General features: G+C 63.3%; 12 protein-coding genes. 10 read left to right on the top strand and 2 right to left on the bottom strand.

Annotated elements, in window-relative coordinates:
• The first annotated feature begins 34 nt into the window (after nt 1-34).
• Both D5400_RS11205 and dnaE read left to right on the top strand, forming a co-directional pair.
• Entirely contained in the window at nt 35-385 is a 351-nt protein-coding gene (locus D5400_RS11205; protein WP_126010096.1) for a TfoX/Sxy family protein, read from the top strand.
• Nucleotides 386-806: 421 nt separating this feature from the next.
• Nucleotides 807-4,280 carry a DNA polymerase III subunit alpha gene (dnaE, locus tag D5400_RS11210; protein WP_126010097.1) on the top strand — a complete coding sequence of 1,158 codons (3,474 nt, stop codon included), beginning with the start codon at nt 807-809 and terminating at the stop codon, nt 4,278-4,280.
• Nucleotides 4,281-4,392: 112 nt separating this feature from the next.
• Here the strand turns inward: dnaE and D5400_RS11215 are convergent, their stop codons facing one another.
• A complete protein-coding gene (locus tag D5400_RS11215) occupies nt 4,393-4,833 on the bottom strand; it encodes a hypothetical protein (protein WP_126010098.1) in 441 nt (146 codons plus the stop codon).
• A gap of 448 nt (nt 4,834-5,281) precedes the next feature.
• Between D5400_RS11215 and D5400_RS11220 the strand changes: the two genes are divergently transcribed.
• The 7 genes from D5400_RS11220 (at nt 5,282) to D5400_RS11250 (ending at nt 13,601) form a co-directional block, all read left to right on the top strand.
• Nucleotides 5,282-6,568, top strand: coding sequence for a DegQ family serine endoprotease (locus D5400_RS11220; RefSeq protein ID WP_245451549.1), 1,287 nt, complete (start codon nt 5,282-5,284; stop codon nt 6,566-6,568).
• Nucleotides 6,569-6,579: 11 nt separating this feature from the next.
• Nucleotides 6,580-7,893, top strand: coding sequence for a replication-associated recombination protein A (locus tag D5400_RS11225; protein ID WP_126010099.1), 1,314 nt, complete (start codon nt 6,580-6,582; stop codon nt 7,891-7,893).
• Nucleotides 7,894-8,073: 180 nt separating this feature from the next.
• Nucleotides 8,074-9,147, top strand: coding sequence for a 2OG-Fe(II) oxygenase (locus D5400_RS11230; RefSeq protein WP_245451268.1), 1,074 nt, complete (start codon nt 8,074-8,076; stop codon nt 9,145-9,147).
• Nucleotides 9,148-9,303: 156 nt separating this feature from the next.
• On the top strand, nt 9,304-9,906 hold the full coding sequence (locus D5400_RS11235; RefSeq protein WP_126010101.1) for a biliverdin-producing heme oxygenase: 603 nt from the start codon (nt 9,304-9,306) through the stop codon (nt 9,904-9,906).
• Nucleotides 9,903-12,113, top strand: coding sequence for an ATP-binding protein (locus tag D5400_RS11240; protein ID WP_126010102.1), 2,211 nt, complete (start codon nt 9,903-9,905; stop codon nt 12,111-12,113). Before D5400_RS11235 ends, D5400_RS11240 begins: the two co-directional genes overlap by 4 nt.
• The gene (locus D5400_RS11245; RefSeq protein WP_126010103.1) at nt 12,106-12,561 is read left to right on the top strand and encodes a response regulator; all 456 of its coding nucleotides are present in this window, start codon (nt 12,106-12,108) and stop codon (nt 12,559-12,561) included. The genes D5400_RS11240 and D5400_RS11245 overlap by 8 nt, the downstream gene beginning before the upstream one ends.
• The gene (locus tag D5400_RS11250) at nt 12,558-13,601 is read left to right on the top strand and encodes a sensor histidine kinase (protein WP_126010104.1); all 1,044 of its coding nucleotides are present in this window, start codon (nt 12,558-12,560) and stop codon (nt 13,599-13,601) included. Before D5400_RS11245 ends, D5400_RS11250 begins: the two co-directional genes overlap by 4 nt.
• A gap of 25 nt (nt 13,602-13,626) precedes the next feature.
• Here D5400_RS11250 and D5400_RS11255 read toward each other — a convergent pair whose 3' ends face one another.
• Nucleotides 13,627-14,031, bottom strand: coding sequence for a hypothetical protein (locus D5400_RS11255; protein ID WP_245451269.1), 405 nt, complete (start codon nt 14,029-14,031; stop codon nt 13,627-13,629).
• A gap of 198 nt (nt 14,032-14,229) precedes the next feature.
• Between D5400_RS11255 and crcB the strand changes: the two genes are divergently transcribed.
• The gene (gene crcB, locus D5400_RS11260) at nt 14,230-14,607 is read left to right on the top strand and encodes a fluoride efflux transporter CrcB (RefSeq protein ID WP_126010105.1); all 378 of its coding nucleotides are present in this window, start codon (nt 14,230-14,232) and stop codon (nt 14,605-14,607) included.
• Nucleotides 14,608-14,624 lie beyond the last annotated feature (17 nt).

A 14,624-nucleotide genomic window follows, 5' to 3' on the forward strand; every position in this document is an offset into this window, starting at 1 on the left:
AACGCCGCATGACGCACTTCAAGCGAGGCACGAGATGGACCAGGTCGATATCGAGGAATTCTTCGCGCCGATCGGCCCGGTGCGGGTTAGATCGATGTTCGGCGGCAAGGGCATCTATGCCGATGGCCGTATCATCGCGCTCGAAGTGAGTGGCGACCTGTTGCTGAAAGCCGATGCCGACAGCGCACCCCGGTTCGCGGAGGCGGGCGCCACGCAATGGGTCTATGCAGGCCGCCCGGGTCGTAAGGCCATCGCCATGCCCTACTGGTCGGTGCCCGAAGATGCGCTCGACGACATCGATGCCCGGGCCGAATGGCTGAGCCTTGCGATCGAGGCGGCTGAGCGATCGGAGCGGGCAAAGCGGCGTCGCCCACCGCGGCGCTAGTTTCCACGAGAGCGGTATTCACTTTTTGTTCACTATCGCCGGGATCGGCCGCGCGGTTCGTTGAAATGCGATTTACAACAGAACAAAAACAGAACATAGTGAGATCAGATAAGGAAAAGGAGATATCCAGATGATCATGCTTCGTGATGTTGCCGCGCTAGCCTCCATGTCTGTCTTCATTGCCGGTTTCTCCGTCGTCCTCATGGCGATGTGATCAGCGAACCCCACTGCCGACCCTCTCTAGGCCGCTGATGCCTGTGGATGGTGGGGACAAGTTTCTCGGAAGGCGGTTTCCGCCCTCCGTGGGTGGACAGGCCCCGACCGCATGCCGACTATCGCACAGGCGATTCTGTTCAGACGCATGGCTAACCCATGGGTACGAACGCGCCTCGAAATTTTCTGATCGAGCGGGTGTGGCGGTATGGCGGAGCACGGGCCTTCGGGCGAACTGAAGTTCATCCATCTCAGGGTGCATTCGTCCTACTCGCTGCTTGAGGGCGCGTTGCCGCTCAAGAAGATCATCGGCCAGGCCGTATCCGACAACCAGCCCGCCATCGCGGTCACCGACACGAACAATCTTTTCGGCGCGCTTGAATTCTCGGTGAAGGCGCAGGAATCGGGCGTTCAGCCGATCATCGGTTGCCAGATGGACCTCGAAATGGAGGACGAGGCGACCGTCGAGCGGCGGAACCCGCGCGAGCAGCTCGCCCGGCGTCCGGCCATCGTGCTTCTGGCATCGAGCGAGGGCGGCTATGCGCGGCTCGTCGATCTCGTCAGCCGCGCCTATTTGGACGGGACGGGTTCGGAGCGGCCGCATCTGAAGCTTTCCTGGCTGCAGGACGATGCCGACGGGCTGATTGCGCTGACCGGCGGGCCCGGCGGGCCGGTGGAACGGGCGCTCGGTGAAGGCGATGGCCCGAGGGCGGTCGCGCGGCTCGTTTCACTAAAGGCGATCTTCGGCGACCGGCTCTACGTGGAACTACAGCGGCCGCGCAATTACGATCGCGCCCGCGAGGCCCGGATGATTGGGCTTGCCTATGAATATGACCTGCCGCTCGTCGCCACCAACGAGGCGTTCTTCCTGAAGCCTGCGGATTTCGAGGCGCATGACGCGCTGATGGCGGTGGCGCACAACGCCATGGTTTCCGACGACAACCGGTTCCGTCTGACGGAGGACCACTGCCTCAAGAGTCAGAAGGAGATGGCGGCGCTGTTTTCCGATCTGCCGGAAGCGCTGGACAACACGATCGAGATTTCGATGCGCTGCTCGTTCCTGCTTGGAACGGTCAAGCCCATCCTACCGCGTTTCACCGGAGCGACGGACGATCCGGACGCAGACAATCTGGCCGAAAGTGCCGAGTTGCGGCGCCAGGCGGAGCTTGGGCTTGCCGAGCGGATCGCCAAGCTCGGGATCAGCGCTGGCTACAGCGAGACCGATTATCATGACCGATTGAAGGTCGAGCTCGACATCATCGAGAACATGAAGTTCCCGGGCTACTTCCTGATCGTTGCCGACTTCATCAAATGGGCGAAAGCGCACGGCATTCCGGTAGGGCCCGGCCGTGGTTCTGGTGCCGGCTCGCTCGTCGCCTATGCGCTGACGATCACCGACGTCGATCCGTTGCGCTTCTCGCTGCTTTTCGAGCGCTTTCTCAATCCCGCCCGCGTTTCGATGCCCGACTTCGACATCGACTTCTGCCAGGACCGGCGCGAGGAGGTGATCCGCTACGTTCAGGAGAAATACGGCCGCGAGCAAGTGGGACAGATCATCACCTTCGGCTCGCTGCAGGCGCGTGCTGCGCTGCGCGACGTCGGTCGCGTGCTCGAAATGCCCTATGGCCAGGTCGACAAGATCTGCAAGCTCGTGCCGAACAATCCCGCCAACCCGACGCCGCTCGGCAAGGCGATCGAGGAGGAGCCGCGCCTGCAGGAAGCGGCCGATGCCGAACCTGTGGTCGCCAAGCTGCTCGCCATCGCGCAGAAGCTCGAAGGGCTCTACCGCCACGCCTCGACGCATGCCGCCGGCATCGTGATCGGGGACCGGCCGCTCTCGAAGCTCGTCCCGATGTACCGCGATCCGCGCTCGGACATGGGCGTGACGCAGTTCAACATGAAATGGGTGGAGCAGGCCGGGCTCGTGAAGTTCGACTTTCTGGGCCTGAAGACCCTGACGGTTTTGAAGACCGCGGTCGATTTCGTCGCCAAGCGCGGCATTCAGCTCGATCTCGCGGCATTGCCGCTCGATGACCAGCCGACCTACGAGATGATGTCGCGCGGCGAGACGGTCGGCGTGTTCCAGGTGGAATCGGCCGGCATGCGCAAGGCGCTGATCGGCATGCGGCCGGACCGAATCGAGGATATCATTGCGCTCGTGGCGCTCTATCGGCCGGGCCCGATGGAGAACATCCCGGTCTATAACGCGCGCAAGCATGGCGAGGAGGAACTCGCGTCGATCCACCCGAAGATCGACTACATCCTGGAAGAGACGCAGGGCGTCATCGTCTACCAGGAGCAGGTGATGCAGATCGCCCAGGTTCTGGCCGGATACTCGCTCGGTGAAGCCGATCTTCTGCGCCGCGCCATGGGCAAGAAGATCAAGGAGGAGATGGACCAGCAGCGCGAGCGCTTCGTCTCCGGTGCGGTCGAGCGCGGCGTATCGAAGCCGCAGGCCGACATGATCTTCGACCTTTTGGCGAAGTTCGCGAATTACGGCTTCAACAAATCCCACGCCGCCGCCTATGGCATCGTGTCGTATCAGACGGCCTATCTGAAGGCGCATTACCCAGTCGAGTTCCTGGCCGCGTCGATGACCTACGATATGGCCAACACGGACAAGATCAACGACTTCAGGCAGGATGCGCGCCGGCTCGGCATTGAGATCGTGCCGCCATCGGTGCAGACCTCGTTCCGGCTGTTCGAGACGGGCGAAAACCGCATTTATTATTCGCTGGCGGCCATCAAGGGCGTGGGCGAGGGGGCGGTGGAGCATATCGTGTCCGTGCGCGGCGACCGGCCCTTTGCTTCGATCGAGGATTTCTGCCTGCGGATCGATCCGAAGGTGGTCAACCGCCGCACGCTGGAGCAGCTGATCGCGGCAGGCGCGCTCGATTGTTTCGGCATCGACCGGGCGCGGCTGGTCGCGGGTATCGACCGGATGGTCGGCTTTGCGCAGCGCGCGGCGGAAGAGCGGACATCGGGCCAGCACGACATGTTCGGCGCGGGGGCCGCGACCGGTCCGGAGCGCATCCATTTTCCGGAGGTCGATGCCTGGCTCGCATCGGACAAGCTGCACCGGGAATATGTGGCACTCGGCTTCTATCTCTCGGCGCATCCGCTCGACAATTATAACGACATCCTCAAGCGCCTGCGCGTTCAGACCTACCAGGATTTCGCGGTCGCGGTGAAAAGCGGAGCGACGGCGGGCCGGCTGGCCGGCACGGTGACGGGCAGGCAGGAGCGCAAGACGCGTACCGGCAATCGCATGGGGATCGTGACGTTTTCGGATTCCTCCGGCCAGTTTGAGGCGGTGCTCTTCTCCGAAGCGCTCGCGCAATATCGCGACCTTCTGGAGCCGGGCCAGTCGCTGGTGATCACAGTGGGTGCCGACGAGCGGCCCGAGGGGATCGGGCTTCGCATCCAGACGGTCCAGTCGCTCGAGGAGCGTTCGGTGCAGATGCAAAAGGCGCTGCGCGTCTATGTGCGCGACAGCGGGCCGCTTAAATCCATCGCGACGCATCTGAACGCCAAGGGCGAAGGCCTCGTGTCCTTCGTGGTGCTGAAGGACAACGGAAAGCGCCAGATCGAGGTCGAGCTTCCGGATCGCTACCGTCTGTCACCGCAGATCGCCTCGGCGATGAAGGCGGCGCCGGGGGTCATCGACGTCGAACTGGTCTGAGCGCTGCGCGGCGAACCAGCATCCGCTTCACCTGGAGACGCTTCAGGCGCGGAGGCAGCTTTCGCGCTGCCGCCGCATTCTTTCCGCCGTCACAAGTCAATGACGCTGCGCGTCAGGCGCGACCGGAGAGCACGTTTTGCGCGCGTTGCCAGAGCGTGCCGGCTTCGCGTCTGCCGGCGAACTGGCGCAGCCGGCCGGCGAGGCCGGGGCCCGTCATGGTGCCGTGGTAGTGGCAGTCGCAAAGCAGGCGGTGCGTGTCCTCGTGCGTCATGTCGAAGAAGTCCATGACGTCGCCGAGCGTATCGCCGGCCAATCCTTCCTGCCGCAGCACCGGATCGTTGAAGGCGACGGTGAGCGGCGAGGCCGGGTCGCGATAGGCCCGGCGCAGCTCCGGTGCCATGAATTCGATCCGCCGCAGTGCCGCGAGCGGACCTTCATGCGCTTCGAGGCAGGCCGCCCAGCGGGCAATGCGCGCACGCCGATCCATCGGCGGCGCTTCGGGGGCAAGCGGCCTGGCTTCCAGTTCCATGATGTCGGGGTTTTCATGCTTCATAGGATCCTCCATCGAAGAAGACGCTACTTCACGGCCGAAATCCTACCACCGAACCCGCTTCGGGGCACGCGCAAGTGCGGCTTTCGCGATCACATTTTGAAGCGCCCGCCGAACGGTGCGTGGGCTTGAAATCGGGATACGTGGAGAGACCGCTTTCCTTGTTTCAGCCATCCATGCCACCTATCACTCGAACGATTCCTCCATGAGAGTTGCGACGATGCAGAAGCTGGCCCGATTGTTCTCCATTCTGAGCATGGCCGTGATCGTGGGGCTGAGCCCGGTCATGGCCCAGGAGGCCCAGGACGATGCGGGTACCCGGCGTCCGCTGGAGGGACTTTTGGACAATCTGCTCGGGGGTGCGCCGCGGGGCGACGCGGCCCAAAGCAACGCGGACCAAGGCAATTCTTCCGCGCAGGAGACCACGCGCTTGCCGGAAAGCCGCGAGGAGATGCAGCTTTCCTTCGCGCCGCTCGTGCGTCAGACGGCACCTGCGGTCGTGAACGTTTATGCCGAGCGGGAAGTGCGGCAGCGCTCGCCGTTCCAGGGCGATCCGTTCTTCGAACGCTTCTTCGGCCAGCAGATGCCCCATCGTTCGCAGCGCCAATCGTCGCTTGGCTCTGGCGTGGTCATAGATGCGTCCGGCGTCGTGATCACCAACAACCATGTGATCGATGGCGCGGACCAGGTGCGCGTGGCGTTTTCCGACGGACGCGAATATGCGAGCGAGATCATCCTGAGGGACGAGACGATCGACCTGGCGATCCTGAAAATCGATGCGAATGTGGCGTTCGAGACGTTGCCGCTCGGCGATTCCGATGCGGTGGAGGTCGGCGATCTGGTGCTCGCGATCGGCAATCCGTTCGGCGTGGGGCAGACGGTGACGAGCGGGATCGTCTCGGCGTTGGCACGCAACCAGGTCGGCATCTCCGATTTCGGTTTCTTCATCCAGACCGATGCGGCGATCAACCCGGGCAATTCCGGTGGCGCGCTGATCGACATGAACGGCAACCTCATCGGCATCAACACGGCGATCTATTCGCGCTCGGGCGGTTCGAACGGCATCGGTTTCGCCATCCCGGCCAATATGGTGCGTGCCGTGGCTGCTGCGGCCGAGACCGGCAGCGATACCTTCGTGCGGCCTTTCATCGGGGCGACCTTCGAGCCGGTGACGGCCGACATTGCCGAAGCGCTGGGCGCGCCGCGCATCTCCGGTGCGCTCGTCAACGACGTTCAGGACGACGGACCCGCGGCTGCGGCCGGGCTTTTGCCTGGCGACATCGTGACGGCCGTCAATGGCCGGGCGGTGGAGCACCCGGACGCGGTCGGTTACCGGTTGGCGACGGCCGGTATCGGCGGCACGGCTCAGCTGGAGGTGCTGTCGCGCGGAGAAACGAAGACGATCGAGGTTGCGCTGGAGGCGCCGCCGGAGACGATCGAATTGCTGCTGACCGGCAGCAACCCGCTCGCCGGCGCCGTCGTGGCAGACATCACCCCCGATGTGGTCCAGCGCCTGCGGTTGCGCTCCAGACCAGAAAGCGGCGTCGTCGTGCTGGAGGTGGACGGACGCTCGCCGGCTGCGCGCTATGGGCTTCGACCCGGCGATATCGTGATGGCCGTCAACGGCACGGACATCACCGGCCCCGATCAGTTGGCGGAGATCCTGGCGGCAGGTGCGGGGCTCTGGCGCTTCGATATCGACCGCGGTGGGAATCTGATGCGCCAGTTCATTCGCTAGGCAATTTCGCGATGGCCGATCTCTTCACCCATGGCCTCGATCCGACAGGCGGCACGCCGAGGCCGCTGGCGGATCGGCTGCGGCCGAAATCGCTGAGCGAGGTGACCGGCCAGGCGCATCTCACCGGACCCGATGGCGCGCTGACCCGCATGATCCGCTCGGGCTCGCTGGGTTCCATGATCTTCTGGGGGCCGCCAGGGACCGGCAAGACGACCGTCGCGCGGTTGCTCGCGGGTGAAACGGAACTCGCTTTCGAGCAGATATCGGCGATTTTCTCGGGCGTGGCGGACCTCAAGAAGGTGTTCGAAACGGCGCGCGCACGGCGCATGTCCGGCCGGCAGACGCTGCTTTTCGTCGACGAGATCCACCGCTTCAACCGGGCGCAGCAGGACAGCTTCCTTCCAGTCATGGAAGACGGAACGGTGGTTCTGATCGGCGCGACGACGGAAAACCCGTCCTTCGAGCTCAACGCGGCTCTCCTGTCGCGTGCCCGGGTTCTTTCCTTCCGCTCCCATGACGCCGACAGCCTTTCCCAGCTTCTGACGCGTGCTGAGGAAGCGGAAGGCCGTCCGTTGCCGGTGACGGCCGAGGCGCGCGCGATCATGCTGCGGATGGCGGATGGCGACGGGCGCGCGATCCTGACGCTTGCCGAAGAGGTGTGGCGTGCTGCCAGCCCCAGCGAGGAAGTGGATGCGGAGACGCTGCAGCGGATCGTCCAGCGGCGCGCGCCGGTTTATGACAAAGGCCAGGACGGGCACTACAATCTGATCTCCGCTTTGCACAAATCCGTGCGGGGATCGGATCCGGATGCGGCGCTCTACTATCTGGCCCGCATGTTCGATGCGGGGGAAGACCCGCTCTATATTGGCCGCCGGCTCGTGCGCATGGCGGCAGAGGATGTAGGGCTTGCCGATCCGCAGGCGCTTGTCGTCGCCAATGCGGCCAAGGACGCCTACGATTATCTCGGCTCGCCGGAAGGCGAGCTGGCGCTGGCGGAGGCCTGCGTCTACATCGCGACCGCGCCGAAATCGAACGGTGTCTATGTGGCTTTCAAGGCGGCGATGCGGGCTGCGAAAGAACACGGGTCGCTGCTGCCGCCGAAGCACATCCTGAATGCGCCAACGAAGCTGATGAAGGAGGAGGGCTATGGCAGCGGTTACGAATACGACCACGACGCGCCTGACGCCTTCTCGGGACAGACCTATTTGCCGGATGCGCTGAGCGGCACGCGCTTTTACGACCCGCCGGAGCGCGGGTTCGAACGCGAAATCCGCAAACGGCTCGATTTCTGGGCTTCGAAGCGCCGCGAGCGGCAGGTTCGCTAGTTGGAGTAGAACCGAGCCGTCCGATAAGTCCCGGAGGTTGATCGGACTTCGGTCCGATGCACCGTCTGTTCTGCCGCGGTTACACTACTGCCTCGATCATGTTCGGCAGGCCGGGGGGCGCGAACCATGAATGGCAGGCACTTCACATCGACAGGTGTTCGGTTCGAGCCAGGCGACCGCATGCCACCATTCAAGGCCCGGACACGGAGCAACCCGCAGTTCAGCTTCGACACGATGGGCGGCTGCTGGCTGGTCCTGGGGCTCGTTGCCAGCAGCACGGACGACGATTGCCGGCGCGCGGTCGCGACCATGATGGCAGCAGACGATGTTTTCGACGATCGGCACGCCCGGCTGTTCATCGCCACGCGTGACCCCGATGACGAAACGCAAGAAACGCTTGTCGACCAGCTGCCTGGACGGCGGATTTTTCGGGATCATGACGGGGCCGTGGCGCGGCTTGCGGGCGCTACGACGGGTGCATCGGGTGTGCGCCGTCTGCCTCGATCGGTGTGGCTCTTCATCGATCCTGCATTCACCATCCGGCGTGTCGTGCCGATGCGGGAAGACGGGCGGTGCGCGGAAGAACTGCTGGAAGCGGTCGCGGCGGCCCCGCCGGTAGACCGTTTCGCCGGATTTGCCGTGCCGCCGCCGATCCTTGTCCTGCCGGACATCTTCGAACCTGATTTCTGCGAGCGGCTGATCGGCATGCATCGTCAATTGGGCGGCGCGTCTTCCGGCTTCATGCGCGAGCGCGACGGCAAGACCGTGATGATCAAGGATGCAAGCTTCAAGGTCCGGCGCGATCTCATCATCGATGACCCGGCCGTGATCTCGGAGGTCCAGAGCCGGATCATCCGCAAGGTGGTGCCGCAGATCGAGCGGGTCCATTTCTTCAGGTGCACGCGGATGGAGCGCTATCTGGTCGGTTGCTACCCGGCTGAAGAGGGCGGGCATTTTCAGCCTCACCGGGACAATACGACGCCTGCCACGATGCACCGGCGCTTCGCCGTATCGATCAATTTGAACGAGGATTTCGAAGGCGGGGAGGTGTCGTTTCCGGAATATGCTCCGCGCGGCTTCAAGGCGCCACGCGGGGCGGCGATCGTTTTTTCCTGTTCGTTGCTTCATGCCGTTTCGCGCGTCACCGTCGGCGCGCGCTATGCATTCCTGCCGTTTCTCTATGACGATGCAGCCGCCGAGATCCGGCGCCGGAATTCCGCGTCGCTCGAGACGCAGGACGCCGCTGCTTTATAAGCGACTTTGAATGTAAAGCGGTCCGGGTTGCGTCTCCCGGATGAAAACCTGTATCGATTGTCGACGGGTGATCCATGACATCACCTGGAATGTTCCGCCGTGCATTGATGCCGGTCCGGTCGCAATGCTCTCGAAACACGGCGGTGACTGCCTACAATGACGCTGCTGGCAATTCTTTCAGCCAATGCCACGCCCTCTAGTGCAGACGTGGCGCCGGAAAGTCTTTCGCGTAAGCTTCGGCACCATACGGCGCGCGCCCACAAGCAGACTGAGCGCGCCGCCGGCCTGGATCCCCGATCGATCGACCGCCGAAGCCTCACAGCTTTCCTTACGGACATGCACGGGTTTCAGCAGGCGCATGAGTGCTGGCTGCGCGGCTGCGGGATCGACCGATCGTTTCTCGCGGCGCGGGAACGGGCGGATCTGATGGAGGCCGATCTGATCCGCCTCGGTGGCAAGCGGGGCGGCGCCTATGACAGGACGATGCCGGCACCGTCGCCGGAGGAGGCCTATGGCGTGCTCTACGTGCTGGAAGGTTCGCGGGCCGGTGGGCGCTACATCGATCAGTGGGCCCGCGATAAAGACTGGTATCCAACTGAAGGGTTGAGTTCCTTGCGAAGCGACGACGGCGAAGCCATCTGGCGGGAAACTCAGGCCGCGCTGGATGCGCTGCCGGCGTCAATGACGCCTCAAGTGCTGGATGCGGCAGAGCGGACGTTTCAGCGGCTCCAGGACTGGTTCTCGAGGAGCCGCCCATGAGCGACGCGCGCGATCTCGAGATCTGCGCCAGCGAACCGATCCGCATCCCGGGCAGCATTCAGCCGCATGGGTCAATGATCGTCCTGGACGCTGGCACACTCATCGTCACGCAGGCGAGCGCAAATGTCGGCACTTTCGTCGGCCTCGATCTGCGGGTTGGGGAAGGCTTGCCTGAAGAGCTTCGTTCGCTGCGGGATGCGATCGAGAGGAAAGCAGCGGATGCCGACGAAGAGCGCTTCCAGGAAGCGCTGGAAATCGGTGGCAGGACGTTGACCGTGCTGATGCATGCCAATGCGCAGGGTCGCCTGATCATCGAATTCGAACAACGTGGCGAGCGGGAAGAGCAGGCGATTGAAGCGCTTTTCGTGCGCCTGCAGGCCTTTTCCCAGTCATTGCTCGACCATTCGATGGACGACCTGACGGCGGCGGCCCGGCAGACGGCTGTTTTCGTGCAGGCCATTACCGGGTTCGACCGGGCACTGGTCTACCGGTTCGATCCGGAGTGGAACGGCCACGTCATCGCCCAGGCCAACAATGGCGAGCTGCCGAATTATCTTGGCCTTCGCTTTCCGAGCAAGGATATTCCCCCGCAGGCGCGCGAGCTTTACCGGACCAACCGGCTGCGGCTCATACCCTCCGCATCCTACGAGCCCGTGCCACTCGTGCCTGCGGTGGATTCCGAGCTGAACGCGCCGCTGGATCTCAGTCTGGCGGCGCTCAGAAGCGTATCGCCCATCCATCTCGAGTATATGCGCAACATGGGGACCGGCTCGTCCATGTCGGTCTCGATCCTCGTCGACGGAGCGCTGTGGGGTCTCGTGGCCTGCCACAGCCGCAACGCCCATAGCGTTTCCGCCAATGTGCGCGCGGCAGCCGATTTCGCAGTTCAAGCTTTTTCCGCGCGGGTTTCGGCGCATGCCCGACTGGAAGATGCCAGCCTGCGCGTTGCCCTGAGTGCGCTTCAAGGGCGATTGCTGGCAGTGATGGCCGAGGAAAACGAACTGAGTGCTGCGCTCGCGCGAGGGGAAAGCGAGCTGCTCTCCTATGCGGACGCCACCGGCGCGGCGCTGGCCATGGACGACGAGGTCATTGTTTTCGGCGCTGCGCCCCACGCCGCTGAAGTCGAGACGATGGTCGAATTTCTGGAATCGACCGGCCGGCAGGAATTCTACACGGACCATCTCGGAGCGCAGATGCCGGGTGCGGAGCGTTTTGCCGAGCAGGCGAGCGGTTTGCTGGCCGTGCGCATTTCGGAACTCTATCCTCACTGGCTGATCTGGTTTCGACCGGAGGTGATACGGACCGTGACCTGGGGCGGAGATCCGCACATGGTGGTGCGCGAATCCGGCCGTATTCATCCGCGCCAGTCGTTTCAGTCCTGGCAGGATCAGGAGCGGGGCAAATCGACACCCTGGCGAGAAGCCGAGCTCGATGCCGCGCGCAATCTGCGCAACGCCATCGTTGGCATCGTGCTTCGCAAGGCCGAGGTGCTTGCCAATCTCTCCGAAAGCTTGCAACGCTCCAACAAGGAACTCGAGGCGTTTTCCTATTCCGTTTCGCACGATCTACGCGCGCCGTTCCGTCACATCGTCGGATATTCGGAACTGTTGAAGGGGCGGTCGAACAATCTCGACGCGAAATCGCGCCACTACCTCGACAGTATTTCGGAGTCGGCGCTCGCGGCCGGGCGCCTCGTGGACGATCTGTTGAACTTTTCCCATCTCGGACGCACGCAGCTCGCGCTGAAGAACGTAGATATGGACAAAATCGTCTCGGAGGTGCGTCATTCGACGACGCGGCTGATCGAGCAGCGGCAGATCGAATGGGACGTGGCGGCGCTGCCCATTGCGAGAGGCGATCCGACACTGATCCGGCAGGTCTGGCAAAACCTCATCGACAATGCTGTCAAGTATACTGCTCGCGAAGAAGTGTCACGGATTGCAATTCGAGGGTGGCGCGATGGCGACGAGATTTGCTATCAGATTTCCGACAATGGTGTCGGCTTTGACATGGCTTACCTTGGCAAGCTGTTCGGCGTGTTTCAGCGCCTGCAGCGAACCGAGGACTTCCAGGGGACGGGAATTGGCCTTGCACTGGTTCGGCGCATCATAGACCGGCACAAGGGCCGAGTCTGGGCAGAAGGGAGCGTGGGCGAGGGTGCCACGTTCGGTTTCAGCCTCCCTCTAAAGGTTAGGATTGATGACTGATTACCGTCCCATTCTGCTTGTCGAAGACAACCCCAAAGACCTCGAACTGACGCTAGAGGCACTGCGCCGCTGCAACATCGTCAACGAAATCGCCGTTGCCCGCGATGGTGAAGAAGCGCTCGATTATCTGTTCCGGCGCGGCAAGTTCGAAGGCCGCAACGAGGGCGAGCCGACCGTCGTTCTGCTGGACCTGAAGCTGCCCAAGATCGATGGGCTGGAAGTGCTTGAAAAGATCAAGTCCCACGCCTTCCTGCAGCGCGTTCCGGTGGTGATGCTGACATCGTCGCGCGAAGAGCAGGATCTGATTGCCAGCTACGAGCTTGGCGTGAACGCCTTCGTGGTCAAGCCAGTGGAATTCGGCCAGTTCATGGAAGCCATCAGCAATCTCGGCGTGTTCTGGGCGCTCCTCAACGAACCTGCTCCGCTGCGGGATCTCGAATGGAAATGAGCGTTCAACCCGTACGCGCCGATCAGCGCGTCACCCGGATCGTTCTCCTTGAAGACAGTGATTTCGACGCGGATCTGATCCAGGAGCATCTGGGCGATCTGGGGGATTCCGTCGAGATCCTGCGCGCAGTCGGGCGCAGCGACTACGAGCAAGCGCTGAGGACCCATTCGGTCGATGTGATCCTATGCGACTACTCGCTGCCCGGTTTCGATGGCCTGGCCGCACTCGAAATGGCGATTGAACTGGCGCCGGCAGCCCCGTTCATCTTCGTGTCCGGTGTGCTCGGGGAAGAGATCGCGATCGAATCCTTCCGCAAGGGCGCGACCGACTACGTGCTGAAGCAGCGCCTGATCCGGCTGGCCCCGGCGGTGAAGCGCGCGCTCGCCGAAGCGCGCCTGCGCGAAGAGCAGCGCCGCGCCCGCCAGCAGCAGGATTTGCTGGTTCACGAACTCAGCCACCGCGTGAAGAACACGCTGGCCGTGGTTGCCTCGATCATTCGCAACACGGCGCGCCACAGCGTGTCCAAGCAGGATCTGGAAGAGCGGCTGCTCGGCCGGATCCACGCGATGTCGGATGCCCATGCGCTCTTGTTCGAGGCGAACTGGACGAGCACCGGGCTGCGCGACGTCCTCGAGCGCATTCTGGCGCCTTACCAGCGCAAGCATGCCCGCCAGATCGTCATGGACGGAGGCCGGGTGGATTTGCAGCCGAATTCGGCATTGGTGCTCGGCCTGATCATCCACGAACTCGGAACGAACGCTGCGAAATACGGCGCGCTGTCCACGCCGACGGGCCGTGTCGACGTGACCTGGACTGCACCGCTCGATCGCCATGGCGAGCGCCGGGTCGAAATGACCTGGAAGGAAAGCGGCGGTCCGCCGGTCGTCGAGCCGGAAGCGGCGGGCTTCGGCACGACGCTCATTCGCCGCAGCGCCGGGCCGGAACTTGGCGGGCAGGCAGCTCTCACTTTTCCGCCGGACGGCGTTCAGTTCAAGCTGAGCTTCGTGGTGGACGAAAACGGCCACAGCCGCAGCCTCTGAGAGGCTGCGTCCATAGCGCCGCAGACTATTCGTAGGTGAAAGACGCGCACATCTCCTCATCGGAGCCCGGCACGTCCTGCGTGTCGAACATCGCGACGATCGTCAGGTCGTCCATGCCCGCCCATGTCGCGACATAGGTGACGAACCCGTCGCCGCAGAGCGTGTTGCCGTTCAGAAGCTCCAGCACCTGCGGTTCGCTAACGCTGTAGACCGAGGCTGCCACCTTCTCACCATCGACGACGAAGACATCCTGGACCAGTTCGTCGAACACCAGCGACTGTCCATCCGAGAAGACGATCTCGCTGTCATCGAGGCTGACGTCGCCGGTGATCGACATGGCGGTCGTGCTGATGGCGGTGAGATCTTCGGCTAAGGCGGGACTGAAGGCGAGGGCGCCGGCAATGAGTGCGGTCGGGAAGAAGAGACGCATGAAAGGCCTTTCGAAAGCGGGACGGGCAAGACGGTGACGCTGCAGCCGAATTTCACAACGACATATCGCAGGATCGGCGCGGTCAAACAGCAAAATATGTACGGGCGTCGCGGGCGGTTTCCAACGGTCGACAAATCGCTTTAGTGTCGACTGAAGGCGCGTCTTGCGCCCAGACAGTGTCGAAAGCTGGACGGCTTGATGGTTCACACGCTTCTCGTTGCGCTCGGTGGCGGGCTTGGCGCCGCGCTTCGCCACCTCACCAATCTCGCCGCGTTCAGGCTGCTCGGGCCGAACTTTCCCTTCGGCACGCTTGCGGTCAACGTCATCGGCTCGTTTCTGATGGGCGTGCTGGTGGAAGTGGTGGCGCGGCGCTTCGGCGCATCGGTCGAATTGCGGCTCTTCCTTGCCACGGGCGTGCTCGGCGGCTACACGACCTTTTCCGCCTTCTCGCTGGACACGATCGTTCTCTGGGAGCGCGGCGCCCCGGGCCTCGCCGTCGCCTATGTGGGATTGAGTGTCTTGCTCTCGCTTGCCGCGATCATCGGCGGGCTGTGGCTGGCGCGGACGGTTTTCTGAACGGGATTGTGAACGAT

This window comes from Georhizobium profundi (assembly GCF_003952725.1).
Taxonomy (GTDB): Bacteria; Pseudomonadota; Alphaproteobacteria; order Rhizobiales; family Rhizobiaceae; genus Georhizobium; species Georhizobium profundi.